We start from the raw sequence: 25,347 nt of genomic DNA on the forward strand, positions 1-25,347 counted from the left end.
ACGTAGTCTCGGTTCCGGGGGGCGGCGCACGTGCGGCGCGGCGTCAACATGCCTGCTCCCGGGCCTGGTTGGAGCATGGGGGCGCATGGCCGGAAGTCGGGTGCGCCCCGCCGGTCGGCTTGCGACTTGTCTTGAACTTAGGGTAGGTAACCCTAAGCACATCAAGCACGGACCTGAGACGAGGATCGAACGTGGGCGTCACCAGACGACAGCTGCTGTGGGCCGGAGCCGGAGCCGGGGCGATCGGCGTGCTCGCCGCCTGCGGTGGCGGCAAGGGTGACGCCGAGCAGGCCGCGGCCTCCGGCGGGACCGGACAGCAGCCCCGCCCCGGAGGGACGCTGAAGGTCGGTGCGCTCGGCAAGGCCTCGGCGGTCACCCGGGACCCGCACGGCACCCAGGCCAACGAGAGCGACTACCTCATCATCAGCCTGATCCATGACACGCTCGCGATACCCGGGGACAGGACCAACACCGCTCCCCGCCTGGCCGCCTCCTGGAAGCCGTCGGACGACCTGAAGACCTGGCGCTTCACCCTGGCCGACGGCGCCACCTTCCACGACGGCACCCCGGTCACCGCCGACGACGTCGTCTGGTCGCTGAAGCGGCTGCGCAACACCCCGGCGGGCAAGAGCCGCCTGCCCGGCATCCAGCCCGAGGGCATCACGGCCGAGGATCCGAAGACCGTCGTCCTGGTCTCCGACTACGCCAACGCCGACCTGCCGCTGCTGACCCGCCTGACCACCTTCGTCCTCAAGAAGGACACCGCGGACGACGCGGTCGCCGGCGCCCCGGGCACCGGCCCCTTCAAGCTCGACTGGTACCGCGACGGCAACGCCCGCCTGGTGCGCAACGACAACTGGTACGGCGGCAAGGTCCTCCTCGACGCCATCGAGGTCCGCCTGTTCGAGAGCCCCCAGGCCATGGCCAACGCCCTGCTCGCCGGGCAGATCGACGTCGCCTCCAACGTCGGTGCCGTCGCCGCCCGCACCGCCGAGGCCCGCAAGGACGTCCAGACCGTCCGCCGGCCCAACGACATGGCGATGCCCATCGTCATGCGCACCGCGGACGGCCCGTTCGCCGACGTCCGGGTGCGCGAGGCCCTCAAGCTCGCCGTCGACCGCGACGCCATGGTCAAGCAGGTGCTCTCCGGCTACGGCAGCGTCGCCAACGACATCCTCGGCACCGGCGACCCCGCCTTCGCCAAGGACATCCCGCAGCGCGCCCGCGACCTCGCCAAGGCCAAGCAACTGCTCGCCGACGCGGGCTTCGACACCTCCAAGGCCTACGACCTGGTCACCACCGAGGACATCGCCGGACTCGCCGAGTCCGCGACCCTCTTCGCCACCCAGGTCCGCGAGGCCGGCGTGAAGATCAACGTGGTGAAGCAGGACTCCAAGGCGTTCTGGGACGACACCTGGCTCAAGGGCACGCTCTACACCAGCTACTGGGGCACCAACGACTCGGTCGTCTTCTTCGCCTCCAAGACGATGCTCTCGGACGCCGGGCAGAACGAGTCCGGCTGGAACGAGCCGGGCTTCGACGAGACCTACCGCAAGGCCATGGGCACCGCCGACCCCGCCGAGCGCGACAAGCTGCTCCACCAGCTCCAGGAGATCGAGTTCGCGAAGTCCGGCTACCTGCTGTGGGGCATGGCCGACGGCATCGACCTCGCCGGCGCGGCCGTGCGCGACCTGCCCAAGCTCCCCGGCTACGGCCGCGTCCAGCTCGAGAAGACCTGGCTGGCGCGTTGACCACCCTTCACCCGGTGGACACGAGAGCGTCCCGAAGCCTCCCGGCCCGCATCCTCCCCGGTGCGGGCCGGGTCGCCCGGCAGGCCGTGCGGCGCCTGGTCATGCTCGTCGTCCTGCTCGCCGGCGTCTTCGCGGCCGTCGAGCTCCTCCCGGGCGACGCCGCCGGAGCGACCTCCGACCGGGGCGTCACCGCCGCCGACCTGGCCGACCGCCGCGCCGCCCTGGGACTCGACCGCCCGGTCGCCGAGCGCTTCTGGGACTGGATGACCGGCCTGCCCGTCGGCGACCTCGGCACCACCGCACGCGGCCAGCACGTCACCGACGTCCTGGCCGGCCCCTTCCCCAACACCCTCCTGCTCGGCACCCTCGCCCTCGCCCTCAGCACCGCCGGAGCCCTCGCGCTCGGCGGCTGGGCCACGCTGCGCCCGGGCGGGCGCGTCGACCGCGCCGTCGACGCCCTGTCCACCGCCGCGTTCGCCCTCCCGGAGTTCGTCGTCTCGGTCGGCCTGCTCCTGCTGCTGTCCCAGTGGACCGGCTGGCTGCCCGCCGTCACCCTCACCGGCCCGGACGGCAGACCCGAATCGTGGACCATGATCGTCCTGCCGCTGCTCTCCCTGGCGGTCCCCCAGATCGGCTGGAACACCCGCATCGTGCGCGGAGCACTCGCCGACCAGGCCGCCCTCCCGCACGTCCAGGCCGCCGTCCTCGACGGCCTGGCCCGCCGACGCATCCTCAGCCACCACATGCTCCCCGGCGCCCTGCCCGCCATCGCCGTCGGCATCGCCACCTCCGCCGGCATGCTCCTCGGCGGCACCGTCGTCGTCGAGACGCTCTTCAACTACCCCGGCATCGGCGCCATCCTGGCCGGAGCCATCACCGACCGCGACACCCCGCTCGTCGCCGGAGTCGTGGCCGCGGCCGGCGCCGCCATCAGCCTGCTCCTGCTGCTCGCCGACCTCGTCCGCACCACCACCCTCCGAGAAGAGCGCCGATGACCGCCGACGCCCCGACAGCGGCCCCCGCGCCCGTCACCCGACGCAAGCGCCGGGTGCTCGTCCGCGCGGTTCCCGCCCTCGCCCTCGTCGCCGTCGCGCTCGCCGGGCCGCTCCTCGCCCCGCACCCGATCGACGCCCCGGTCACCTTCCCCTACGCCGAAGCGGGCGGCGACGCGCCGCTCGGCGGCGACCAGCTCGGCCGCGACGTCCTCAGCCGCCTGCTGACCGGGGGCGCGCCCCTGATCGCCACCGCCCTGGCCATCGCCCTCGTCGTCACCGCGGCGGCCACCGCCATCGGCATCCTCGCCGCGCTGCGTCCGGCACTCGGCCGATGGATCGAACGCGCCGCCGACCTGACGATCCTGCTTCCGTCCGTCCTCGCCATCATGCTGGTCGCCCTGGCCTGGCCCGGCGGCGGACGCCTCGCCGTCGCAGCCGCGGCCACCCTCCTCGGCATTCCCTACGCGGTCCGGATCGCCGCCGCCGCGGCGGCCCCCGTCGCCACCGCCGGCTTCGTCGAAGCCGCGGCCGCGGGCGGCGAGAACCTCTGGCACCTCACCGTCCACGAGGTCCTCCCCAACCTGCGCTCCACCGTCCTCGCGCTGTTCGGCCTGCGCTTCGTCGAGGGCATCTACATCGTCTCCGTCGCCGCCTTCCTCCAACTCGGCCCCCAACCCCCGGAAGCCGACTGGGCGCTGATGATCCGCGAGAACGCCGCCGGCATCACCCTCAACCCGTGGGCCGTCGGCGCGCCCTGCCTCGCCATCGGCCTGCTCGCCATCAGCGTCAACCTCGCCGCCGAAGCCCTCGCCCCCGCCCGGCCCACCCCGGAGACCCCGCTGTGAGCACCACCGACCCCGCCGCCCGCGCCGCCGCCCTGTCCGTCGCCCTCGGGGACACCCCGCTGCTCACCGACGCCACGCTCACCCTCACCCCGGGCCGCGTCACCGCCGTCACCGGGCCCTCCGGCGCCGGCAAGACCACCCTGCTGCGCGCCCTCGCCGGCGCCCTCCCACCCGGCGCGCGCGTCACCGGCGGCAGCCTCACCGTCCTCGGCCACGACATCCTCACCCTCCCGCCGGAGGAGCTGCGCCGGCTGCGCCGCCACAAGCTCGCCTTCGTCGGCCAGGACCCCGGCTCCGGACTCAACCCCCGGATGCGGGTCGAGCGGCTCATCGCCGAGACCTCCCCGCAGCGCCGCCGAACCCCGGTCGCGGACCTGCTGCGCGCCGTGCGCCTGCCGGCCGGCGAAGGCCTCGAACACCGCCGGACCGAGCACCTCTCCGGCGGCCAGCAACGGCGCGTCGCCCTCGCCCGCGCCCTCGCCCGCCGCCCCGTGATCCTCCTCCTCGACGAACCCACCGCCGGCCTGGACGCCGACCTGCGCGACGACATCGCCGACCTGCTGCGCGACCTCGCCGACCGCGACGCCATCGCCATCGCCCTCACCAGCCACGACTCCGACTTCGTCGCCCGCTGCGCCGACGGCGTCCTCGCCCTGCGGCCCGGGCACCCGGTCACCACCCCGAGCGGGCCCGCAACGCCCCCGGCGCCCGCGCAGGCTCGCGTTTCCGCCGCGGTGCCCGTCGGCGCAGTGCCCGCCGCCGCGGTGCCCGTCGTCGAGGTGGAGGCCCTCGACGCCCGGGTCGGCACCGGCCGGAGCCGCCGGCAGGTCTTCGCCGGCCTCGACCTCGCCCTGCGGCCCGGCACGCTGACCGGGATCACCGGCCCGTCGGGGTGCGGCAAGACCACGCTGCTGCGCGCCCTCGCGGGCCTCCACCGCCCCGAGGCGGGCCGGATCACCCTCGGCGGCGAACTCCTGGCCCCCTCCTACCGGCGGCGCACCCGCGACCAGCGCCGCCGCATCCAACTCGTCCCGCAGAACCCGCTCGGCGCCCTCAACCCCGCCCACACCGTCGGCGCCACCCTCGCGCGCCCGCTGAAGCTGCACTTCGCACGCCCCGCCGACCGATGCGAGGCCCGCGTCGCCGAACTGCTCACCGCGGTCGGCCTCACCCCCGGCCACGCCGACCGCCACCCCCGGGAACTCTCCGGCGGGCAGCGCCAGCGCGTCTCCATCGCCCGCGCCCTGGCGGCCGAACCCGACGTCCTGCTCTGCGACGAGGTCACCTCCGCCCTCGACGCCGACACCGCCGAGGGCATCATGGAACTCCTGCGCGGCCTACGGACCGACCATGGCCTCGCCGTCGTCCTCGTCAGCCACGACCTGCCGCTGCTCTCCGTCCACGCGGACCTCCTCCTCACCCTCGACGGAGCCGAAGGGGTGCCGCTCACGAAGCACCGGGCGGCCCCGAGTCCGGTGCCGAACTGAGCTCTCCGCGCGAAGGGGGGTCAGCCCGCCGCCCCGACGTCCGACCCCTCGGCCGGGCCGGCGCCCTCCCGCGCCCGTGCCCAGGCCCGCCGGGATCCGCGGGTCAGCGTCCAGCCGTTCCTCTCGCGGGGCCGCGGTCCCTGCCCGGCACCGCGGGCGGCGGCCGCGCACACGCGCCGGAGAAGGGAGTTGAGCTCGGTGCGCTGGCCCTTCGTCAAGGACGCCAGCAGGTCGTCCTGCGTCGCCGACGCATCGGTGTGGAGCACGTCCAGGGCGGACTCGCCCGAGGCGGTGATGGTCAGGATCTCCTGCCGCCCGCCGACGTGGACGACCATCGCCTGCAGCAGGCGTGCCGACAGGAGATCGTCGAGCGCCTGGTCCACCTCGGTCGCGGGCGCCACGACACGGGCGGTGAGGTCGTGCCGACCGTGCGGTCCCAGCTGCGCCAGCGCGGACAGCAGCGCGTGGTGGACCGGGGTCAGCCCCCGGTGTTCCAGCCGCTCCGCGAGCAGCCGGTCGACGGCCCGCCCGGCTTCCGACAGGAGGTAGACGGACTGCTCGAACGGACTCGACGATCCCTGCCGTCCGTCGTACAAACCATGTCCCCATCATCGGAAGAGCGCGACGCCCGCGGCGTCGAAGAAGCAAACCGAGGCTCACCATACCCAGGCTTCCGATCAATGGTCTACATCGATGTCGTCAGATCCGTCCGTGGCCGACGATCCTCCTGGCCGCATACTCCACGTACTCGTGCAGGCCGTAGGCGAGGCCGAACGCCAGCAGGGCCGACACCACCACCGCGGCGACGAGAGCGGACACGGCCGCACGCGGCCCGCGCCCCTCGGGCCCGGCGGGCGCCGGCTCCAGCAGGGCCCGGACCCGCTGGGGGACCGGTCCCGTGCTCACGGACAGGAACCGGCCGCTGCGCACACCCGTCCCGGCCGAGCCGGCCAGTGCGGCGCGGGCGATGGCGGTCGCGGCGACCCTCCGGTCTCCCACCGCCGCCGCGGCGGCTTCGTCCGCCCACCGCTCCAGGTGGAACTCCAGCGCGGGCCCCAGCCGTGCGAGCGCCGGATGCACGGCGCAGGCCAGGTCGACCACGGCCGAGAGCACATGGTGGCGCCCGCGGAGATGGGCCCGTTCATGGGCGAACAGCACCGCACGCTCCGACGGTCCGAGCAGGCCGAGCATGCCCTCCGACACGACGACCCGGGCGGCGCGCCCGCGGTAGCGCGGCAGAGCGAAGGCCTCCGCCTCCTCTCCCGGTACGACGAGCACGTCGCCCTCGGCCGTCCCCGCTCCGGTCAGCCGCCACGCACGGGCCAGCAGCGCACGCTGCCGGCGCGCGGCCAGCCCCAGCCGGACCGCCTGCACGACGAGCAGGGCCCCGGCGGCGCAGGACACCGGCACCACCGCCGGCCAGTCCGCCGTCACCTGGGCGAACCGCAGGTGCTCCAGCCCCGCCAGGAACGGCACGTGGAAGAGCCCGGCCAGCGCCGCGATCGTGCCACCCGCGAGCAGCGCGGCCGCTCCCGCGAGGGTCAGGGAGGCCGCACGGGGCGGGAGCAGCCCGGCCAGCCGGCGGGCCGCGGGCGCCGCTCCCCACGGAAGGGCGACGGCGAGGGCGACGATCACCAGGAACAGGGTCACGCTTCGCCCTCCGGCACGGCCTCGCCCCCGACCGGAGCCGGTTCGGCCTGCGCCTCGATCAGCAGGCGCCGAAGGACGTCTCCGTCGTCCGTGGACAGCGAGGACACGAACCGCTTCAGGACGAGGTCCCGCCGCGGCTCCTTCTCCAGTTCCCGGCGCATCCGCCCGGCCGCGAGGCCGGCGGCGTCCGAGACCGGCGCGTAGGCGAAGGAACGCCCCGGCCGGGTGCGCTCCAGGGTCCCCTTCTCGTGCAGGCGGGCGAGGATCGTCGCCACGGTCGTCCGGGCGAGGTCCTGGTGCAGCGCTCCCTTGACCTGCTGGGCGGTCATCGGCTCACCTGCCGCCCACAGCACCGCCATCACGTCCGCGACCAGCTCCCCGTGCGGACGCCTGGCCTCGTGGCCGTCCCTCGCCATCTCTCTCCCTGTCCCGATGCGTTCGCCCGGCACACCCCGACGCCGACACCGGTCGGAGACGGGGGCCGCCCGCGCCGGTGCGGCGAGAAGGGGTACGGCCCGTGTGACTGAGGTGTGCCTCGCCTAACTTTACGGCGAGTGACCGGTGGGCCGGTGCGCGCCCCGGACACCGGACGGCCGGGCCCCCGGCCGCGCCGGGGGCCTGCCGCGCCTACCGGGCGGGGCGCGGACGGCGGCGGGGCGGTGGCGGGAGGGCGGACCGGTCGGCCTTGCCGTGGGCGGTGGTGGGGATCTCGGCGAGCGGGACGATGCGGGCGGGCACCATGTGCTCGGGCAGGTGGTCGGCGAGGTGGCCGCGGAGGGTGGTCTCGTCGAGCTCGTCCGGGGTGCCGACGGCGGGGACGGCGTAGGCGACCAGGGTCCGGCCGTCGCGGAGGACCGCGACCGCGTTGCGGACCCGGGGGTGGCGGCGCAGGGTGGCCTCGATCTCGCCGAGCTCGACGCGCTGGCCGCGGATCTTCACCTGGGTGTCGATCCGGCCGAGGTAGTCGAGGTGGCCGTCGGGCGACCAGCGGGCCAGGTCCCCGGTGCGGTAGACCCGCTCGGTGCGGCCGGCGATCGGCCGTTCGACGAAGCGTTCGGCGGTGAGGTCCGGGCGGCCCGCGTAGCCGCGGGCCAGGGAGGGTCCGGCGAGCAGGAGTTCACCGGGGACGCCGACGGGGGCGAGGTCGCCGGACTCGTCGACGACGTAGGCGCGGACGTTGGAGAGCGGGCGGCCGATCGGGACCAGGTCCCCGTCCTCGTGCGGGCGGCAGTGCCAGCCGGTGACGTCGATGGTGGCCTCGGCGGGTCCGTACATGTTGTGCACGGCGGCCTGCGGCAGGGTGGCGGTCAGGGTGTTGGCGAGTGGGGGCGGAAGGGCTTCGCCGCCGCACAGCACCGTGCGCAGGGTGGTGCAGCGCCCGACCGCGGGCTCGGTGACGAACAGCGCGAGCATCGACGGCACGAAGTGGACCATGGTGACCCCGTGCCGCTGGATCAGCTCGACCAGGGCCTGCGGGTCGCGGTGGGCGTCCGGCGGTGCGACGGCCAGGGTGCCGCCCGCCAGGAAGGCGAGCAGGAGTTCCCAGAGGGAGACGTCGAAGGTGTACGGGGTCTTCTGCAGGAGGACGTCGGCGGGGCCGAGCCGGTGCCGGTCGAGCATCCCGGCGAGCCGGTTGGCGAGGGCGGCGTGGGTCAGTTCGACGCCCTTGGGCTCGCCGGTGGATCCGGAGGTGAAGATGACGCAGCAGAGGCCGTCGACGACGGCGGGCTCCGCGCGGTAGTGCGGCCAGTCGAGCGGGGCCGGGGCGGTGGCAGGCGGTGCGCCGGTGAGCGGGAGGACCGGGACGCGGTGCCCGTCCGGCAGGGGTGGCGCGGTGGCGTCGGTGAGCAGCAGGGCCGCCCGGGTGGAGTCCAGCATGGTGCGGAGCCGGACCGGCGGGTGCTGCGGGTCCAGCGGGACGTACGCGGCGCCGGCGAGCAGGATGCCGAGGACGGCGGTGACCAGTTCGGGACCGCGGCGGGCGGACAGGCCGACCACCGCGCCGGGGCCGATGCCCAGGGCGGTGAGCCGGCCGGCCAGGGCGGCGGCGGCGTCGAGGAGTCGGCGGTAGGTGACGATGCCGTCCCCGTGCCGCAGGGCGATCGCGTCGGGCGTGCGTGCGGCCTGCCGGCAGATCGCCTCGTGGACGGGGACGCGCGGGGCGGGCGTCGGGTCGGGGTTGAAGCCGAGCAGGGTCGGCAGGTCGGTGCGACCGGTGCGATCGCTCATTCGGCCACCGCCTGGGCGGCGATCGCGCGCGGGGTCGGGGACGCGGCGAGGGCGGCGATGTCGATCGGGGTGCCGAGTGCGCGCTGGACCTGGGAGATCATCCGGATGAAGAGCAGGGACTCCCCGCCGAGGGCGAAGAAGTCGGAGTCGGGGCCGATGTCGGGGACGCCCAGCAGGGTTCGCCAGATGTCGAGGACCCGGCCGAGCGGCGCGTCCACGGCGCCCTCCGCGCCCTCGGCGGCGGGAGCGGAGGGGACGGCGGGGGCGGCGGGTGCCGGGGCCGTCGGAGCCGGGGCGTCGAGCCAGTGCCGGGTGGCGGCGAAGGGATGGGTGGGCAGGGCGGCCCGGGCGGCGGGGGCGCCGGCCCGGACCGCGGGCCAGTCCACGTCGACGCCGTGCGCCCAGAGCTGCCCGAGGCCGCCGAGCAGGTCGGTGCGCCGGGCCTGCAGGGCGACCAGGGCGGCGTGCCGCACCGCGGGGATCTGCCGGGCGCTGCCGATCAGTCCGCTGCCGGGGCCGACCTCGACCAGGACCAGCCGGGAGCGGTCCGCGACGGCCTCCACCGCCTGCTGGTAGCGGACCGGACTGCGCAGTTGCCCGGCCCAGTAGCCGGCCGGACGGATGCCGCCCACGGGCAGCAGGCCGCCGTCGACCGTGCTGACCACCGGGACGGTGGCGGGGCGGGCCGGGATGCCCGCGGCCGCGGCGCCGAGGGCGGTGGCGGCGTCGGCCATCATCCGGGAGTGGAAGGCGCGTTGGGCGGGCAGTGGCCGGTGCGGCACGCCGTGGGCCAGGAGCCGTTCGCGCAGCCGGTCGACCGGGGCGATCGGGCCGGAGACCACCACGACCTCGGGGGCGTTGAGCGAGGCGAGGTCCAGGTCGTCGAGGTCCGCGAGGTGGCGGCGGACCTCCGGTTCGGCGGCGAGGACGGCGACCATCCGCCCCTCGGGGGCGCGCTGCATCAGCGCCCCGCGTTCGACCACCAGCCGCAGCATCTCGTCGAGGGCGAGTTCCCCGGCGAGCGCGGCGGCGGCGAACTCGCCGACCGAGTGGCCGATCAGCGCGGCGGGCTTCACCCCGAGGGAGAGCAGCAGCCGGCCGAGCGCGTACTCGTGCAGGACCAGGGCGGGCTGGGTGAGGTCGGTGCGGTGGACCAGCCCGTGCGGGTCGCCGCCGAGCAGCAGGTCGCGCAGGTCGACGCCGAGCAGGCCGTGGACGTGGTCGGCGCCCCGGTCGAGGTCGGCGGCGAATCCCGGGAAGCGGTGGTACGGCCAGGCGGCCATGCCGGGGGCCTCGGCGCCCTGGCCGGGGAAGAGCAGCACCACCTCGGGTCGGCGCAGCGCGGTGCTGCGGGGAGCGCGGGTCAGTGCCCGGGCGGCGGCGGCCGGTTCCCCGGCGACCACGGCGAGGCGGTGCGGGAAGTGCCGGCGGTGTTCGCGGGTGGTGGTGGCGGCGTCGCGCAGCGGCAGGTCGGGCCGCTCGCCCAGGTGGGCGGCGAGCCGTTCGGCGGCGGTTCGCAGGGCGTCGTCGCTGCGGGCGGAGAGCACCAGCAGTTCGGGGCCCTCGGCCGGGGGCGCCGGTTCGGCGGCCGGGGCCTCGGTGAGGACGAGGTGGACGTTGGTGCCGCCGAGGCCGAAGGAGCTGACGGCGGCGCGGCGGGGCTGCCCGGGTGCGGCGGTCCACTCGCGGGCGACCGTGTCCACGGTGAACGGACTTGCCGGGTCGAGCAGTTCGGCGCGCGGCCGGCTCACTCCGGCGAGTGGCGGGAGCTTTCGGGTGCGCAGCGCGAGGACGGCCTTGATCAGCCCGGCCACCCCGGCGGCGGCGGACAGGTGACCGATGTTCGCCTTGACCGAGCCGAGCGAGCAGCGGGCTCCGCCGGGTTTGAACACCTCGTGCAGCGCCGCGAGTTCGATCGCGTCGCCGACCTCGGTGGCGGTGCCGTGCGCCTCCAGGTAGCCGACGGTCGCCGGGTCGACACCGGCCGCGTCGTAGGCGCGGGCCAGCACGTCGACCTGGCCGGCCACGCCGGGCGCGGTGTAGCCGACCTTGGCGGCGCCGTCGTTGTTGATCGCGGAGCCGGAGATCAGGGCGTGGATCAGATCGCCGTCACGGCGGGCGTCCTCGGCGCGTTTGAGCGCGACCATGCCGACGCCGCTGCCGGGCACGGTCCCGTTGGCGGTGGCGTCGAACGGCCGGCAGCTGCCGTCCGGCGACATGATGCCCTTGGGCTCGTACTGGTAGCCGGACTGCTGGGGCAGCGCGAGGTAGGCGCCGCCGGCCAGGGCCACGTCACAGTCGCCGGTGCGCAGGCTCTGGCAGGCCAGGTGGACGGCGGTCAGCGAGGTGGAACAGGCGCTCTGGACGGTGATCGCCGGGCCGCCGAGGCCCAGCCGGTACGCGATCCTGGTCGCCAGGTGGTCCTTCTCGTTGGCGAGCACCACGGAGAGCAGCCCGTCCGTCTCCAGTACGGCCGGGTCGGCCAGCACGTGCTGCTGGAGGTAGTAGTTGAAGCCCACGCCGGCGAACACGCCGACCCGGCCCGGCGGGCCGTCGGTGATCAGGCCACCGGACTCCAGGGCCTCCCAGGCGGTCTGCAGCAGCAGCCGCTGCTGCGGGTCCATCAGGTCCGCCTCGCGCGGCGGGATGCCGAAGAAGGCGGAGTCGAACAGCTCGGGGTCGGCGACGGTACCGCGCACCGGGACGTAGCCGGGTTCGTCCAGCCGCGCGGCGGGGACGCCGGCCGCGAGCAGCTCGGCGCGGCCGAGCCGGCTGACGGTGATCCGGCCGGCCACCAGGTTCGACCAGTACGCGTCCAGGTCGGCGGCGCCGGGGAACCGGCCGGCCATGCCGACGACGGCGATCTCCTGGCTCATCTGGGTACTCCCGTGGTCGTCGTGCGCAGGTGGGCGGCCATGGACTGCACGGTGGGGAAGCGGTACAGGTCGGTCAGCGGGATCGGGCGGCCGCCCAGCTGCTCCTGGAGCCGGCGGCGGACCAGGGCGATGCCCAGCGAGTCGCCGCCGACGTCGAAGAAGCCCTCGTCGGGGTCGAAGTCGTCGGTGCCGAGCACCCCGGCCCAGACCTTGGAGATCAGCTCCTCCAGGTCGGCGGCGGGGACCGGGGGGAGAGCGGCGCCGACGGCCGGGGCGGAGGGGGCGGAGGGGGCGGGGGCGGACAGTGCGCCGAGGGCGCGCAGGTCGACCTTGCCGTTGCGGTCCAGCGGGAAGGCGTCCACGGCGAGCCAGCGCTGCGGGCGCTCGTACGGGGCGAGCCCGGGTTCGACGCAGGCGCGGATCCCGGCGAGCAGGTCGGCGGGCGCCTTGACGGCCGCGCACAGCCGCTCGGCGGCGACGAACACCACCGCGTCCAGGACGCCGGGCTGCTCGCGGATCCGGCGTTCCACGTCGACCGGTTCGACCCGGTGGCCGGCGATCTTCACCTGGCGGTCGGCGCGGCCGAGGAAGCGCAGCCGCCCGTCGGCGCCCCAGCGGACCAGGTCACCGGTGCGGTACTCGCGCTCGCCGTCGCGTTCGGTGAACGCCGCGGCGGTGCGGTCCGGGTCGCCGAGGTAGCCGTCGGCGAGGCCGGCGCCGGTGGTGCGCAGTTCGCCGACGGCGCCGGGTGGCACGGGACGGCCGGCGTCGTCCGTGATCCGCACGCCGGTGCCGTGCACCGGCGTGCCGATCGGGAACGGGTCGGGCACCTCGTGGGCGCCGTCGGCGTGGCAGACGGTGGTGAAGGTGGTGTTCTCGGTCGGCCCGTAGCCGTTGGTGACGCGCAGCAGGCCGCACTGCCGCAGCACCCGGCGGACGTGGTCGGGTGAGACCACGCCGCCACCGGTGAACAGCTGGCGCAGGCCCGCGAACGCCTCCGGCCGGTGGTCGGCGACCAGGTGGAACAGGCCGGAGGTGAGCCAGGCGTGGGTGGTGCGGGAGGCGGGGAGGAAGGCGGCCAGGCCGCCGGGGGTGGGCTCCACGGGCGGGTGGACGACCACCGTGCCGCCGGCGGCCAGTGGCACCAGCAGCTCCAGGGTGGAGGCGTCGAACGCCAGCGGGGAGAGCCGCAGCATCCGCGCCCCGGCCGGGTCGGCGAACAGCCGCCCGTCGTCGGCCAGCCGCAGCACCGCCCGGTGCGGGACCACGATGCCCTTGGGTTCACCGGTGGTGCCGGAGGTGAAGGAGATGTACGCGGCCGCGCCCGGCCCGGCCGGCTCTCCGCTGCGGTGCGCGGAGGGCGCGGTGTCCGCCGAAAGGTCGGCCGGTGGGCACCGGGGGACGGCGGCGAGGGCCGGGTCGTCCGCGGTGCCCCCGATGCGGGCGGCCGGGGCGACGGCCCCGGCGATGCGGGCGCGGCGGTCGGCGGGCACGCCGGGGTCGACGGCGACGTAGGTGGCGGGCAGGCTCAGGACGCCGAGCACGGCGACGGCCTCGGCGGCCGAGCGGGGCACCTCCAGCACCACCCGGTCGCCGGGGCGGACGCCGAGCGCGCGCAGCCGCTCGGCCTGGGCGAGGGCGTGGGCCCGGAGCCGGCGGTACGTCAGCACGGTGCCGGTGTGCGGGTCGTCGACGGCGACCGCGTCGGGCTGCCGCTCGGCCTGCCGCTCGAACCTGGTCCACAGGTCCTCGCCGCCGGTGAACTCGCCGCCCCCGCCGAGCTGCCCGAGCCTGAGCCGCTGTCCGGCGGAGAGTCCGGTGACCTCGCCGAGCGGGGCGTCCGGCCGGGCGGTGAGTTCGGCGAGGACGGTCCGGAAGGACTCGGCGAGCTCGCCGATGTCGGCCGCGTCCTGCGCCGAACTCGCGTACTCCACGGCCAGCCTGGGCCGCCGCGACCAGTCCTGGACGAACAGCAGGGCGTCGAAGACCGAGCCGTGGCAGTGGCCCTCGTGCACCCGCCACTGCCCGGCCGCGGTGCTGAAGCGGTCCGGGACCAGGTCGTGGTGGGCGGCGAAGCCGAGCTGGGCGACCGGGTTCCGGGTGGCGTCGACCTCGCCGGCGAGCGCGTCGACCACCCGGGCGAAGGGCAGGTCGGCGTCGCTGACGGCGTCGGCGAGCGCGGCCGCGGTGGCGCGTACGTAGGCGGTACCCGTCTGCCGGTCGTCGCTCCGGCAGCGGACCGGGACGATCCGGGTGCACAGGCCGACGAGGTCGGCCATGCCGGCCTCGAACCGGCCGGAGGCGGCCACGCCGAGCAGCAGGTCCGAGGTCCGGGCGCGGCGGGCGGCGGCCAGGGCCCAGGCCGCGAGCAGGACGGAGGTGACGGTGGTCCGGGCGTGCCGGGCGAGCCCGTCCACGCCTTCGGCGACGGCGGGCTCCAGTTCGAAGACCAGCCGATCGCCGCGTCCGTCGGCCTCCTCCGCGCGGGGGCGGTCGGTGGGCAGGGTGGCGACCAGCGGGGCGCCGGCCAGCCGGGCGGCCACTCGGTCGGTGGCGGCGGCGAGTGCGCCGGCGGCGTCCTTGGCGGCGAGCCGGGTGGCGGTCCACTCGGGGGACGGTGCGGTGGCGGGCAGCGCGGCGGGTCCGTCCTGGTAGAGGCGGGCGAACTCGCGCCACAGCACGCCGATGCTCCAGCCGTCGGCCAGCGCGTGGTGCACCAGCACGGTGAGCAGGGTCCGTTCCCCCGCGTCGGTGCGGACGAACACCACCGGCGGCTCCTGGAAGGGGCGCAGCAGTTCGGCGGCGCGCCGCCCGTAGAGCTCGTGGACGGCCCGGACCGGGTCCGTTCCGGCGGGCAGGCGCTGGTGCAGCAGCCGGGGGGCGCCGCCGGGCGGCAGGACGGTCCGGCGGGCGCCCTGGCCGTGCTCGCGGAACAGGGTGCGCAGCGACTCGTGCCGGGCGGTGAGCGCGCGCAGGGCGGCCTCGGTGCGGGCGGGATCCAGCCCGCCCGGCGGCTGGAGCGTGAACATCAGGTGGTACGACTGGTCGTGGCCCGCCAGGTGGGCGGCCAGCATGGCCTTCTGACCGGGCAGCAGCTCCCGGTCGAGCGCCTCGGCGGCCGCCTCGCGCGGCGCGGGCTCGGTGCGGACGTAGTCCCGCGCCCCGGCCAGGGCCTCGGCCAGTGGGAGCGCGCCGAGCAGCCGGGCGACCTCGACGTCCTTGGCCAGGTCGCGCTGGCCGCCCGCGGTGAGCGCGATCGCCTGTAGTGAGGTGCCGCCCAGGGCGGTGAAGGACTCCCGCGAGGAGCGGTCGCCGACCTCCCCGGCCGGAAGGCCGAGGAGGTTGGCGACCAGCGGGGTCCACTCGGCGAGCGGGCCGGCCGGCAGGGTCATGCCCGGCCGCCTTCGGCGACCCGCTCCGGCCCGGCCTTCGCGGCGACGGCCAGCAGGTCGCCGAAGCGCGGGTTCTCCAGGACGTGGTTGAGCTCGACGGCGAGGCCGAGCTCCTGGCGGGCCAGCATGGACAGCCGCAGGGCGCTGAGCGAGTGCCCGCCGAGGTCGAAGAAGTCGTCGTCCTGGTCGACGGCGTCCACGCCGAGGACCTCCATCCAGACCTGTTCGAACTCGGCGGCCCATGCCATGTCCCGGTGCTCACTCATCACAGGTGCCTCTCCTTGGCCGTGGGGGGGATGTCGAGGTAGTGCCGGGTCGGGGCGAAGGGGTAGCCGGGGGCGGGGACGCGGCGCAGACCCTGGTCGAGCGCGGGGTCCCAGGGGCCGCCGATGCCCATCTCCCAGAGCAGGCCGACCGACGCGAGCAGCTGGTCGTAGCCGTTGGACAGCGCCGGCGGCTCGACGCCGACGTGCGGCAGCACCTGGGTGGCGATCTCCAGCCAGGCGGCCGGGTCCGGTCCGGCGGCGGGCGGCGCGAAGCTCCGGTCGTGCTCCTCGTGCAGCCGGGCCGCCCAGTAGCCGGGGTCGCCGGCCTGCCCGGCCCCGATCGGGGTGCCGTCCGGGGCGTACAGCGGGACGGCCGGCTCGGCGCAGCGCAGGCCGTCGGCGGGTCGGCCGAGGGCCAGGCCGACCGCGTCGGTGAAGCCCAGCACGCCTGCGGCGCAGGCCGCGGCGAGGGCGCCGACACCCTGGCCGACCAGGGCGGACGGGCGTACGCCGCGCCGCCGCAGCGCGTCGATCCAGGCCTGGGCGAGGGCGAAGCGGCCGACCAGCTCCCGGGTCTCCAGGTCCGGTTCGCCGCCCGAGGTGCGCAGCTCGGCGTAGCCCTGGTCGACGATCTGCCGGAAGTGCGCGTCCAGATTGTAGGTGTGCGTGCTTCCGGGCAGGCGTCCGCCGCCGGTGAGGAAGTAGCCGACGCCGCGCTCGGCCTGCGACGCGGTGGCCCGGCGCACCGGGCGCAGCGGCTTGAAGTCCTCGTCGGGCGTGCGGATCAGGCAGCCGCGCCAGGGCAGCTCGGCCCGGCCGGTGCGCAGGGTGTACCCGAGGTCGGGCAGGTCCGCGGCCGGCACACCGGCCAGGTGCTCGTTGATCCGGGCGAGGCTCAGCGTGGCGGCCTCCTCGGTCTTGGCGGAGACCAGCAGCAGCTCGCTGCCCTCCCGGCGCCTGGGCCCGTTGGTGCGGGCGGGCGGAGCCTCCTCCAGCACGACGTGGGTGTTGGTGCCGCCGATGCCGAAGGAGCTGACGCCGGCCCGGCGCACCCCGTCGATGGCCGGCCACTCGTGCGCCTCGGTGGGCACGTACAGCACCGACTTGTCGAGCCCCAGCGCGGGGTTGGCCTCGGTGAACCGGGCGACCGGCGGGATGGTGCGGTTCTTCAGGGCGAGGACGGTCTTCACCACGCCGACCACTCCGGCCGCGGTGTCCAGGTGGCCCATGATCGACTTGAGCGCGCCGAGTGCGACGGGCTGCCGGTCCGGGCGGTCGGTGTCGAAGACGGTGCGCAGCGCGGAGACCTCGATGGGGTCGCCCAGGACGGTGCCGGTGCCGTGGGCCTCGACCAGGCCGATGGCGTCCGGTTCGAGTCCGGCGACGGCCAGCGCGGAGCGGACCGCGGTGGCCTGGCCCTCCGGTCCGGGGGCGGTGAAGCCCGCCTTGCGGGCGCCGTCGTTGACGGCCGCGGTGCCGGCGATCACCGCGTGCACGGTGTCGTTGTCCCGGATCGCGTCCTCCAGCCGCTTGAGCACCAGGATGGCGCCGCCGTCGGCGTCCACCGTGCCCTGGGCCTGGCTGTCGAAGGTCCGGCAGCGGCCGTCCGGGGAGAAGATCCCGCCGGGCTCGTGGAAGTGGCCGCGCCGGGTGGGCGGCCCCACCGAGGCGGCGCCGGCCAGCGCGATGTCCGCCTCGTGGGTGAGCAGGCTCTGCACCGCCAGGTGGACCGCGACCAGCGAGGTGGAGCAGGCGGTCTGCACGGAGAACGCGGTGCCCTGGAGGTTGAGCTTGTAGGCGATCCGGGTGGCGGCGAAGTCCTTGTCGCTGGAGACCAGGATCTGCAGGCCGCCGGCGGACTTCACCGCGCGGGCGTTGGGCCACAGGATGTCCAGCAGGTAGACGTTCAGGCCGGTGCCGACGTGCACGGCGATCCGGTTGCCGTCCGGGGCGATCGGCGGGTGGCCGGCGTGCTCCAGGGCGCTCCAGGCGCACTCCAGCAGGACCCGCTGCTGCGGGTCCATCAGGACGCAGTCCTGCGGCGAGTAGCCGAACAGCCGGCCGTCGAAGCAGTCGTAGTCGTCCAGCACCGAGCGGGCCGGGACGAAGTCCGGGTGGTCGATCACCTCGTCCGGGTAGCCCCAGCTGCGCAGCTGCTCGCGGTCGAAGAAGCTCATCGCCTCCACGCCGTGCTCGATGTTGTGCCAGAAGCGGTCCAGGTCCCGTCCGGCGCCCGGCAGCCGGATCCCCATTCCGATGATGGCGATCCGGTCCTGTCCCAGGTCGTCAGGCATGCTCGTCCCCTCTGCTCAGTCGCCGCCGGCGGGCGAGCTGTTGGCGGCCCTGCCGGCGTTGTGCGAGCCGTTGGTCGTCGGCGGGCGCGGTCGGCGCCGGCCGGAAGTGGGCGGCGCAGGCCGCCGCCGTGCCGAAGCGGAAGAGGTCGGTCACCGAGATCTCCAGGCCGATCTCCGCCATCCGCTGCTGCACCGTGATCAGGGCGAAGCTGTGCCCGCCCACGTCGAAGAAGTTGTCGTTCGGCTCCAGGTCGGGCCGTCGCAGGACCTCGGCCCAGAGCGCCCGGATCCGCCCGGTCAGCGAGTCGTCGCCGGGCCGTACCGGGGCGGGTGCGGGCGACGGCGCGGTGCGCTCGGCGAGCAGCCGGCGGGTGTCGACCTTGCCGTTGGCGTTCAGCGGGATCCGCTCCACCGGGACGATCCGGGAGGGCACCATGTACCCGGGCAGTTCGTCCCGGACCAGGGCGCGCAGCTCGCGCTCGCCGCCGAGGCCGGGGTCGGCGACCACGAAGGCGAGCAGTTCGTCGGCCTCGGCGGCGGCCACGCAGGACCGCACGCCGGGTTGGCGCAGGAACGCGGCCTCCACATCGGCCAGTTCCACCCGGTAGCCGCGGACCTTGACCTGGCCGTCCTCCCGGCCGAGGTAGACCAGCCGGCCGTCGGGTGCCCACTTGGCGAGGTCGCCGGTCCGGTACAGGGTGCCGGGGGCGTACGGGTCGGCGCCGAAGCGGTCCGCGGTCAGCTCGGGCATGCCGAGGTACCCGGCGGCGACCAGGTCGCCGCCGACGTACAGCTCACCGGGCACGTTGACCCCGGTCGGCCGCCTGCGGGCGTCCAGGACGTAGCAGCGGGCGGAGGGCAGCGGCACGCCGATGTCGCCCTCCCGCACCCCGCCGAGGTCGGCGGCCGGGACCTGGGCGATGGTGACGTGGATGGTGCCCTCGGTGATCCCGTACATGTTGACGAAGATGGCGGCCAGCCGCTCCGGGTCGACCAGCGAGGCCAGCCGGGACCAGCTGAGCGCCTCGCCCGCCAGCACCACGTACCGCACCGGGGACTTGCCCGGGCCGAGCGTGTCGAAGAACGGCGGCAGCACCCGGTACAGGGCGCCGGGGGTGAGGCTGAGCACCGTCACCCGCTCGGTGTGCACCAGCCGGGCCAGCCGCGGCGGGTCGACCAGGTCGGCCTGGTCGGCGATCACCAGCCGGGCGCCGGAGGAGAGCGCGCCCCACATCTCCCAGACCGAGACGTCGAAGGAGAAGGAGTGGGCGCCCAGCCAGTGGTCGTCGGGGCCGGTCTCCAGGCCGGCCGGGGTCGGGTCGCAGAGCGCGTTCAGGCCGCGGTGGCGGACCATCACGCCCTTGGGGACGCCGGTCGAGCCGGAGGTGTGGATGAGGTAGGCGAGGTCGTCCGGGGCGGGCCGTGCCGCGGGCGCGGGCCGCGGGCCGTCCAGCGTGCGGGCGTCGAGGAGGGCCCGCTCCCCGGCCAGCCTGCGGGCCAGGTCGAGGGTGTCCGGCTCGACCAGCAGGGCGGCGGGTGCGGCGCCGGCCAGGATCAGTTCCAGCCGCGGCCCCGGGTACTCGGGGTCGAGCGGCACGTACACCCCGCCGGCCTTCCACACGCCGAGGATCGCGGCGACCACGGCCGGCGAGCGGCCGAGCAGCAGGCCCACCCGCTCGCCCCGGGCGAGCCCGGTGGCGGCCAGCCCGGCGGCGATCCGGTCGGACCAGCCGTCCAGCTCGCCGTACGTCACCTGGGCACCCCGGTGCACCAGCGCCACGGCGTCCGGGGTGCGGGCGGCGTGGCCGCGGAACGCGTCCAGCACGGAGGGGTGTTCGGCGGGCCGCTCGGGAACGGGCGGGTTCCACCCGACGGTGAGCCGGTGGTGCTCCTGCGGCGAGACCGGGCCGGGCTCGCCGTCGGCGACCACCGCGGCGAGCAGGGTGTGGTACTGCTCCAACAACCGCTCGGCGGTGGCCCGTTCGAACAGTTCGGTGGAGTACTCGGCACGCAGGAACGGCGCCCGGGTCGAGACGTCCAGGGTCAGCGCGAGGTCGAACTTGGCGGCCTCGATCTCCACGTCCACCTCGGTGGTCCGCAACCCGGCGAACTCCGGCACGGTGAAGGTGAAGTTCTGCACCGTCAGCATGGTCTGGAACAGCGGGGCGTGGCTGAGCTGCCGCTCCTCCCCGACGGCCTGCACGATCTGCTCGAACGGCACGTCCTGCTGGCCGAGCGCGGTCAGCGCGGTGCGCCAGGTGCGGGCGGTCAGCTCGGCGAAGTCCGGGTCGCCGGACAGGTCGACCCTGATCGGCAGGGTGTTGACCAGGCAGCCGACCAGCCGCTCCTCGGCCTCGTCCAGCCGGTTGGCCACCGGGACGCCGATCACCACCTCCTGCTGGCGGGCGTAGCCGGCCAGCACCTTGGCGTACGCGGTGAGCGCCACCCCGAACAGGGTGGTGCCGTGCTCCTTGGCCCAGGCGGTGAGCCGGGCGACCAGCTCCGGGTCGAGGGGCCGGCGCAGCACCGCGCCGGCGAAGCTCAGCACGCTCGGCCGGGGGTGATCGGTGTGCAGGGTCAACTGGGGGGCGTCGGAGAGCAGTCGGCGCCAGTTCTCGAGTCGGCGGGTGTTCTTCGACCAGAGCGCGCGCTGCGCCTCGGCGTAGTCCAGGTAGCTGGGGCCGGCCGGTGCGCCCGCGCCGGTGCCGTACTCCTCGGCCAGGTCGTCCAGCAGCAGGCCGACCGCCCAGCCGTCGCAGGCGATGTGGTGCACCAGCACCACCAGGGCGTGCTGCTCCTGCTCCCAGGAGACGAGGTGGGCGCGCACCACCCGGCCGCCGGCCAGGTCGAACGGGCGGGCGGCCTCGGCGGCCACCAGCTCGCGCAGCTGGGCGTCCTGCCCGGCGCGGTCGGCGGGGCCGCCGTCCCGCAGGGTGATCTCCGGCTCCGCGTCCTCGACCACCCGCTGGACCAACTCGCCGTCCCGCACCGCGAATCCGGTCCGCAGGACCTCGTGCTTGGCGGTCACCCGGCGCAGCGCGCCGCTCAGCGCCGCGCGGTCGAGGGCGCCCTCCATGCGTAGCGCGAACGCCACCACGTAGGCGGGGTTGCCCGGCTGGAGCTCGTTGAGGAAGTAGAAGCGCTCCTGGGCGAAGGAGGCGCGTGCGGTGCGGGTCATACCGGTTCCTCCGTCTCCACAGCGGTGTCCTGTACGGCGGCGAGGCCCGCCATCGCCTCGGCGCTGCGCCGGGCGGCCGGTCCGATCAGCAGCGCCGCGGCGGCCACCAGCGCGGCGATCGCCGCCCAGCCCCAGAAGCCCTGGGCGATGACCAGGCCGGAGAACAGCACCGGGCCGGCCACGTTCTGGGTCGCCACGTGCAGGTCGAAGGCGCCCAGGTACTCGCCCTCGGCGTGCTTGGGGGCGAGGCCCAGGGCCAGGCCCCAGGCGGAGGCGGCCTGCATCACCTCGGCCACCGACAGGGCCAGCACGGTGGCGACGATCGCGGCCACGGCGAGGGCGGTGTGGTGCCAGACGGCGGTCAGCGACACGGCGAGGCAGCCGGCCGCGATCCACAGGCCGGCCTTGCGGCCGATGGCGGCGGCGCCGGCCAGCGTCTCGGCGCCCTTGCTGGCCCGGACCTGGAAGAGGATCACGAACCCGGTGTTGATCACCAGCAGCAGCGGGACCAGGAAGGGCCGCACCTCGGTCCGGTCGATCGTCCACAGCGGCAGCACCACCATCAGCAGGCTGATGTGCGAGGCGAGCAGCGCGGACAGTCCGACGACGCTCAGGTAGCGCAGGTCGCGGATCGCGCCGAACGGGCGGGGGCGGCGGGCGGCGGGGCTGGGCGCGCCGGCCGGCAGCCGGGTCGCCAGGGCGGCCGCGGCGCCGAGCAGCACCGCCGAGCCGACCGGGATCAGCATCAGCAGCCGCGAGCTGAGCGCGGCGAGCGCGGCGATCCCGATGCCGACGCTGAAGCCGATGTTGAACATCGAGCGCATCATGGCGTTCAGCCGCACCCGCTGCCCGTCCGGGACGAGGGTGGCGACCATGGCGCTCTCGGTGGGGCCGGTGCCGTAGTCGAGGAAGGCGATCAGGACCACCAGGACGTAGAACCCCGCCGCGTCGGAGACCACCGAGTACAGGCCGAATCCGACCGCGACCGCCGCGAACAGCGCGCACAGCAGGGTCCGCTTGGGCATCCGGTCGGCGATCATGCCGAACAGCACCGAGGAGACGAGCCCCGCGAAGCCCGCGGCGGACAGGCCGATGCCGACCTGGCCGGCGGAGAGCCCGACGTGCAGGGTGAAGTAGACGACGCTGCCGCTGATGAAGACGCCCTTGCCGGTGGCTCCGGCGAAGCGGATGGCCAGCAGGCGGCGGCGCAGCGGGTCGGGGGGGACCAGCCGGGCGAGCCGGCCGGCGGGCACCGTGTCGTTCCCGCTCACGTCAGTACTCACCGCGCGCGAACGCGAACAGTTCGGAGATCCGCTCGGGGATGTTGGAGCGGGACGCGCCGAGCGGGGCCAGCGCCCGGCACCAGGCGTCCAGCCGGTCGACGTCCAGCCCCGCCTCGTGGGCGAGTTCGTCGCGCCGCCGCACCATGACGGTCCGGTCCCAGCCCTCCAGGACGTAGTCGGCGGCGTCGAAGCAGCGCTCGCCGGCGCAGGCGATCGGGCTGCGGGCGATCAGGCCCCGGGTGTCGGAGGCCAGGACGTTGCCCAGGTGCAGGTCGCCGTGGAGCAGCACCCGGTCGGCCGGGTCGGCGAGCAGTTCGGCGGAGATCCGGCGGGAGGCGGCGCAGTCCTGGCCGCCGCGCTCGGTCCAGCCGTACAGCACCTCCAGCCAGTCGGCGATCCGGCGCGGCGCCGCGTCCGGGTCACCGACCGCGTGCAGGTCGTCGAGGAAGCGGGCGTACGCGGCGGGGGTGGGCTGCTCGGGCAGCGGCTCCACCGGGGTGCCGGGGACCACGGCCTCCAGCAGGGCGGCGCCGCGGGCGGTGGCGAGCACCCCGGGTACCCGCCCGCTGGGCGCGAACTGACGGAGCATCGCGACCTCTTCGGCCAGTGCGTAGGAGTCGGCGGCGAGCTTCAGGCTCGCCGCGCCGAGCGGTCCGGTGCAGGACAGCACCACGGAGGAGACCCGTGCGGTGAAGTCGGTCTCGAGGTCGGCGCCGAGCTCCAGCTCCCACTCCCGGGCCAGGGCCGCCACCTGGCCGGGCAGGGCGCCCAGCCAGCGGTGGTTGAGCTTGCGAGTGCTGGCGTAGTCGGCGGTCGCCCGGAATCTCGCGGTTATCTCTTCCAGATCAAGCAACGGGATCATCACCAATCGGCAAGCGGCGGACGATCTTTGACGCGATCAACGCCGACAGCCTGGCGGACCCGCGTTCAAACCGGATGGAAGCTGCGTGCAAGTTCCGTTCAAGGGATGCTCCTGATGCGTCACTTCTTGACGGGAAGTGTTCAAGATGGATTCAATCGCAGTCATAACCGTGCAGTTTCTGGGGAGATACGGTGGGTGGAACGATCTGGTTCGGCCTCCTGGGGCCCCTGGAACTCCGGGTCGGAGGAGCGTCGGTCATGCTGCCGGCCCGCGTCCGGATCCTGCTGGCGAGCCTGCTGTGCCGCCCCAACCAGACGGTCGGCGTGGAGGAACTGGCCGACGCGGTCTGGAGCAACCAGCCGCCGCGCGCCGCCACCACCACCCTGCGCAGCCACGTGCTACGGCTGCGCCGACTGCTGGGGGAGGCGGCCCAGCGGGTCGAGACCACCGGATCCGGCTACCGGATCGGCCTGGACCCGCACACCGAACTGGACGCCACCATCTTCACCGCGCAGGGCGAGTGCGCCCGCGGCGCCGCCCGGCGCGACGACTGGCCGGCCGTCTCCCGATCGGCCACCGCCGCCCTGGAGTTGTGGCGCGGAGCGCCGCTGTCCGACGTGCCGTCGGATCCGCTGCACCGGGACGAGGTGCCGGGCTGGCTGGAGGCCCGAACCGAACTCACCGAACTCGTCGCCCGCGCCGACCTGCGGCTCGGCCGCACGGCCGAGGCGATCCGGGTACTGCGGCGGCTGGCCGCGGAGGAGCCGCACCGGGAGGGCGTGCACGCGCTGCTGATCGAGGCCCTGGCGGCCGCCGGACGGCGCGCGGAGGCACTCGCGGTCTACCGCCGGATGCGCGCGGCACTCGCCGCCGATCTCGGCATCGAACCCGGTCCGCAGATCGCCGCCGTGCACCAACGGGTGCTCGGGCCGGGCGGCGCCGCGCCCCCGCGGGGCACCCGCCGTGCGCCCGCCCCCGCCGGGTCGGCCGACCCGGCCCGCCGCTCCCCGCCCTGCCCGGTCACCGTGCTGCGCCAACTCCCGGCCGACCTGGCCGCCTTCACCGGACGGAGCGCCGAGCTCGGGGCGCTGCTGGACGCGGCCACCGGACCGGCCGGCTCCCCGGCCACCGTCCAGGTCACCGCGATCGAGGGGATGGCCGGCGTCGGCAAGACCCGGCTCGCCGTCCGCGCGGCCCACGAACTCGCCCGGGCCGGCCGGTTCAGCCAACTCCAGCTCTACGTCAACCTGCGCGGCTTCGACCCGGACCACCGCCCCCTCGACCCGTCCGACGTGCTGGACGGGCTGCTGCACGCCCTCGGCGTGGACGAGTCCCGGGTCCCGGCCGGGCTGGACGCCCGCGCCGCGCTGTTCCGCGACCGCCTGCACGGCCGGGAGGCGCTGCTGCTGCTCGACAACGCCGCCGGCGAACCGCAGGTCCGCCCGCTCGTGCCGGCCGGGCCGGGCTGCCTGGTCCTGGTCACCAGCCGCCGCCGGCTGGCCGGCCTGGACGGCGCGAGCGCCCTGCCGCTCGAACCGCTCGGCCCGCCGGAGGCCGTCTCCCTGCTGGCCGCCGCCGCCGGGCCCGACCGGGTCGCCGCCGCCCGGGAGGCCGCGGAGCGCATCGCCGGGCTGTGCGGCCGCCTCCCGCTCGCCCTCTCCCTCGCCGCCTCCCGGCTGCGCGCCCGCCCCGCCTGGGGTCTGCCCGACCTGGCCGAACACCTCGAACACGGCGGCATCCGGGCGATCGCGGCGGGCGACCGCTCGCTCTGCGCGGCCTTCGAGCTCTCCTACCAGGGCCTGCCGGAACCCGCCCGGCGGTTGTTCCGCCTGCTCGCCGTCCACCCGGGCCGCGACTACACCGCGCGCTCCACCGCAGAACTCGCCGCCCTCGACCCGGCCTCCGCGCGCGAGGCGCTGGAGTCGCTGGTCGACGAGAACCTGCTGATCCAGGACCGGCCCGAGCACTACCGGCTGCACGACCTGCTGCACGCCTTCGCCGTCGAGGCCGCCGCCGGGCACCCAGTCCGCGAAGCCGCAGGTCGGACCGTCGACGCACGACCCGGGCCGGGTGGGAAAAAGTTGACATAGCGTCAATTTGACTACTCGATTATGTGCTTGTTGAACCTCCTTTAAGCTTCCGTTCACAAAGGCGGATCACTGCCTGAACGATGAGAGCGGGAATGACACTTACAAGTCAACAGGCGAACGGCGCCACGCGGGGGCCGGGTCGTCGGCGG

General features: G+C 75.3%; 16 protein-coding genes. 5 read left to right on the forward strand and 11 right to left on the reverse strand.

Annotated elements, in window-relative coordinates; all coding sequences use genetic code 11:
- The first annotated feature begins 191 nt into the window (after window positions 1-191).
- From ACFCLZ_RS36555 to ACFCLZ_RS36570, 4 genes are read left to right on the forward strand one after another with little or no spacing between them, the layout of a single operon-like run.
- Window positions 192-1,751, forward strand: a complete 1,560-nt coding sequence (locus tag ACFCLZ_RS36555; RefSeq protein WP_380282215.1) for an ABC transporter substrate-binding protein — start codon at window positions 192-194, stop codon at window positions 1,749-1,751.
- 14 nt (window positions 1,752-1,765) lie between these two features.
- Window positions 1,766-2,746 carry an ABC transporter permease gene (locus ACFCLZ_RS36560; RefSeq protein ID WP_380282216.1) on the forward strand — a complete coding sequence of 327 codons (981 nt, stop codon included), beginning with the start codon at window positions 1,766-1,768 and terminating at the stop codon, window positions 2,744-2,746.
- Window positions 2,743-3,591, forward strand: coding sequence for an ABC transporter permease (locus ACFCLZ_RS36565; RefSeq protein WP_380282217.1), 849 nt, complete (start codon window positions 2,743-2,745; stop codon window positions 3,589-3,591). The genes ACFCLZ_RS36560 and ACFCLZ_RS36565 overlap by 4 nt, the downstream gene beginning before the upstream one ends.
- Entirely contained in the window at window positions 3,588-5,078 is a 1,491-nt protein-coding gene (locus ACFCLZ_RS36570; RefSeq protein WP_380282218.1) for an ABC transporter ATP-binding protein, read from the forward strand. Before ACFCLZ_RS36565 ends, ACFCLZ_RS36570 begins: the two co-directional genes overlap by 4 nt.
- 20 nt (window positions 5,079-5,098) lie before the next feature.
- Here the strand turns inward: ACFCLZ_RS36570 and ACFCLZ_RS36575 are convergent, their stop codons facing one another.
- The 11 genes from ACFCLZ_RS36575 to ACFCLZ_RS36625 all read right to left on the reverse strand — a co-directional run bounded on the left by ACFCLZ_RS36575 (window position 5,099) and on the right by ACFCLZ_RS36625 (window position 23,099).
- Window positions 5,099-5,674 carry a MarR family winged helix-turn-helix transcriptional regulator gene (locus ACFCLZ_RS36575; protein WP_380282219.1) on the reverse strand — a complete coding sequence of 192 codons (576 nt, stop codon included), beginning with the start codon at window positions 5,672-5,674 and terminating at the stop codon, window positions 5,099-5,101.
- A gap of 103 nt (window positions 5,675-5,777) precedes the next feature.
- Window positions 5,778-6,728, reverse strand: a complete 951-nt coding sequence (locus ACFCLZ_RS36580; RefSeq protein ID WP_380282220.1) for a M48 family metalloprotease — start codon at window positions 6,726-6,728, stop codon at window positions 5,778-5,780.
- Complete coding sequence (locus tag ACFCLZ_RS36585) at window positions 6,725-7,144, reverse strand: BlaI/MecI/CopY family transcriptional regulator (protein ID WP_380282221.1); 420 nt, start codon at window positions 7,142-7,144, stop codon at window positions 6,725-6,727. Before ACFCLZ_RS36585 ends, ACFCLZ_RS36580 begins: the two co-directional genes overlap by 4 nt.
- 211 nt (window positions 7,145-7,355) lie before the next feature.
- Window positions 7,356-8,957 (reverse strand): amino acid adenylation domain-containing protein, encoded by a 1,602-nt coding sequence (locus ACFCLZ_RS36590; RefSeq protein ID WP_380282222.1) that lies wholly within the window; start codon window positions 8,955-8,957, stop codon window positions 7,356-7,358.
- Window positions 8,954-11,833, reverse strand: coding sequence for a type I polyketide synthase (locus ACFCLZ_RS36595; protein ID WP_380282223.1), 2,880 nt, complete (start codon window positions 11,831-11,833; stop codon window positions 8,954-8,956). The genes ACFCLZ_RS36590 and ACFCLZ_RS36595 overlap by 4 nt, the downstream gene beginning before the upstream one ends.
- The gene (locus tag ACFCLZ_RS36600) at window positions 11,830-15,225 is read right to left on the reverse strand and encodes an amino acid adenylation domain-containing protein (RefSeq protein WP_380282224.1); all 3,396 of its coding nucleotides are present in this window, start codon (window positions 15,223-15,225) and stop codon (window positions 11,830-11,832) included. Before ACFCLZ_RS36600 ends, ACFCLZ_RS36595 begins: the two co-directional genes overlap by 4 nt.
- Complete coding sequence (locus ACFCLZ_RS36605) at window positions 15,222-15,491, reverse strand: phosphopantetheine-binding protein (protein WP_380282225.1); 270 nt, start codon at window positions 15,489-15,491, stop codon at window positions 15,222-15,224. Before ACFCLZ_RS36605 ends, ACFCLZ_RS36600 begins: the two co-directional genes overlap by 4 nt.
- The gene (locus tag ACFCLZ_RS36610; protein WP_380282226.1) at window positions 15,491-17,785 is read right to left on the reverse strand and encodes a beta-ketoacyl synthase N-terminal-like domain-containing protein; all 2,295 of its coding nucleotides are present in this window, start codon (window positions 17,783-17,785) and stop codon (window positions 15,491-15,493) included. Before ACFCLZ_RS36610 ends, ACFCLZ_RS36605 begins: the two co-directional genes overlap by 1 nt.
- The gene (locus tag ACFCLZ_RS36615) at window positions 17,778-20,963 is read right to left on the reverse strand and encodes an amino acid adenylation domain-containing protein (protein WP_380282227.1); all 3,186 of its coding nucleotides are present in this window, start codon (window positions 20,961-20,963) and stop codon (window positions 17,778-17,780) included. Before ACFCLZ_RS36615 ends, ACFCLZ_RS36610 begins: the two co-directional genes overlap by 8 nt.
- On the reverse strand, window positions 20,960-22,234 hold the full coding sequence (locus ACFCLZ_RS36620) for an MFS transporter (protein ID WP_380282228.1): 1,275 nt from the start codon (window positions 22,232-22,234) through the stop codon (window positions 20,960-20,962). Before ACFCLZ_RS36620 ends, ACFCLZ_RS36615 begins: the two co-directional genes overlap by 4 nt.
- A 1-nt stretch (window position 22,235) precedes the next feature.
- Window positions 22,236-23,099, reverse strand: a complete 864-nt coding sequence (locus ACFCLZ_RS36625) for an aminoglycoside phosphotransferase family protein (RefSeq protein WP_380282229.1) — start codon at window positions 23,097-23,099, stop codon at window positions 22,236-22,238.
- Between the two features lie 266 nt (window positions 23,100-23,365).
- On the opposite strand from ACFCLZ_RS36625, the gene ACFCLZ_RS36630 reads away from it, so the two are divergent.
- Window positions 23,366-25,198 carry a BTAD domain-containing putative transcriptional regulator gene (locus ACFCLZ_RS36630; RefSeq protein WP_380282230.1) on the forward strand — a complete coding sequence of 611 codons (1,833 nt, stop codon included), beginning with the start codon at window positions 23,366-23,368 and terminating at the stop codon, window positions 25,196-25,198.
- Window positions 25,199-25,347: the final 149 nt, after the last annotated feature.

The organism is Kitasatospora purpeofusca (genome assembly GCF_042691725.1).
Classification (GTDB): domain Bacteria; phylum Actinomycetota; class Actinomycetes; order Streptomycetales; family Streptomycetaceae; genus Kitasatospora; species Kitasatospora purpeofusca_B.